General features: G+C 58.6%; 1 protein-coding gene and 1 pseudogene. Both read left to right on the top strand.

The window, feature by feature from the left end; translation table 11 throughout:
• The first annotated feature begins 567 nt into the window (after positions 1-567).
• Complete coding sequence (locus LB529_RS28915) at positions 568-834, top strand: type II toxin-antitoxin system ParD family antitoxin (RefSeq protein ID WP_224712975.1); 267 nt, start codon at positions 568-570, stop codon at positions 832-834.
• Between the two features lie 3 nt (positions 835-837).
• Positions 838-1,148: pseudogene (locus LB529_RS28910) on the top strand (type II toxin-antitoxin system RelE/ParE family toxin).
• Positions 1,149-1,446: the final 298 nt, after the last annotated feature.

Raw genomic sequence — 1,446 nt, 5'->3', positions numbered from 1 at the left:
GCGGGGTGGAGCAGCCCGGTAGCTCGTCAGGCTCATAACCTGAAGGTCACAGGTTCAAATCCTGTCCCCGCAACCAAACAAAAAACGGCCCGCTCCTCGCGGGCCGTTTGCGTTTGTGATCGCAGGACGGACACGAAGGTCAGGCTCTCCCAGACCGAATCATTCAACCAACATCGACCCGCATCGGCGCGCTCGTCATGGCGCTGCTCGCTAGCTGGAATCATGAACCGCGGGCGACGAGGACGTCAAAGTGAGCGTGGCAGCGCACTCAGGGATCGGCGTGCAACCACGCACGAAATAATATTAGCCGGTTGAGTTTTAAACTCAGCCGGCTTCCGCGTCTCAGCTGCCTCGAAATGGCGCAGAGGTCGTGGAATCGGCCGCCTAGCGATCCTCGATCGGCGCCGGCGTATCGACCCGAAATTTTGATCTCTGCCGATTCGGGTACTGTTGGGCCTTCACCGAATCGCGACGAGCGAATTGGAAATCGAATCAACCAAACTGACAATTACTGCTATCTATTGCTATACCTCCCGCCCGACCCCATATTTTCCGGAGGACGCCTCGATGCCCAACTTCGCTTTGAACGAGCACTATGAGCGCTTCATCAGAAAGCAGCTCGAATCGGGCCGCTACAACAATGCCAGCGAGGTTGTCCGCGCCGGTCTGCGCATGCTCGAGGATTTTGAGGCGGAGCGTGAGAAGTGGCTGCGTGAGGAAATCCCGTCGCGCGGGGCCGAGCTCCAGCAGGATCCGGCAAAAGCTATTCCCGGCGAAACGGTGTTTTCTCGGCTGGAGCTCCGTCATCGCGCACGGCAGGCGAAAGCCAAGTAGGAAATGGAGTGCCGGATTGTCTTCCATCCGAAAGCGGAAGCCGAACTCGAGCAACTCTATGACGATATAGCCGAGCGTGCATCGCCGGCGATTGCCTGAGATTTTGTTGTGGGCATCCGCGATCTCTGTCTTGGCCTGTCGACATTTCCGCAGCGCGGCACCGAGCGGGTGGAGATCATGCCGGGCTGCGGATCATTGGGTATCGTCGCGCGGTCAGTATCGTTTTCGCTATCGACGGCGAGCGCGTGCTGATCCTGGGCATCCTCTACGCAGGCCGGAACATCACGCCCGAGTTGCTGGAAGAAAGGCTCTGAACCGCGGGTCAAAGGGCCGCGACGATCGACATTCGGCTAAGTGCTGGCGGCTGCTTTAGGGCGACCGCATTCACCCGACGAAGCGGCTGTGACGGGTATCGCCGCAACGGAAGCGCCGGCCAAAATTCAACCAAGCCAGCTTACGAATTTTGCCTTCGTGGATATCTCCACGAGAAATCGAAAAAAGAGCGATCTAGCCTGTTGACAGTTTGGTCGGGCGGCGACTATATACGGCCCACGAACGAGGGCGGTGCGCCGCTGGCGACGAAGAAGTTTGCTTCTAGGTCTGCCCTCTGCT

This window comes from Mesorhizobium sp. CA5 (genome assembly GCF_020165105.1).
GTDB lineage: Bacteria > Pseudomonadota > Alphaproteobacteria > Rhizobiales > Rhizobiaceae > Mesorhizobium.
The sequence above is the reverse complement of the archived record's forward strand: the minus strand, read 5'-3'. Positions and strand labels throughout refer to the sequence as shown.